Genomic DNA, 286 nt, shown 5'->3' on the forward strand with positions numbered 1-286 from the left:
GCGCCTGGGCGGCGCTCGCGCTGCTCTCCGGAGAGACTGCGGACTGGCTCGAGCCTGCAGCGTTGTCACGACTGCGGGCGCGCCTTCGGCGTAGTTGCGCAGAGGACGTGGCCTGGATGGTCCGCCGACGCTCTCCGCGCATCGAACGGATGCAGGGATGGGGCGATGCAACAGGACTCATTCCCACCGGAGCGAGCGTGCTGACCGACCCGTACTGGAGCGACTACTTCGAGCTATCGGCGGTGGACCGCGGAACCCACGACGGGTATGTACCGCAGAAGAAGTA

Annotated in this window: 1 pseudogene; it reads left to right on the forward strand. The window is 66.8% G+C overall.

Annotated elements, in window-relative coordinates:
- A pseudogene (locus AXK60_RS27480) lies at positions 1-286 on the forward strand (DNA-binding protein); the annotation flags it as partial.

This window comes from Tsukamurella pseudospumae, from assembly GCF_001575195.1.
Classification (GTDB): domain Bacteria; phylum Actinomycetota; class Actinomycetes; order Mycobacteriales; family Mycobacteriaceae; genus Tsukamurella; species Tsukamurella pseudospumae.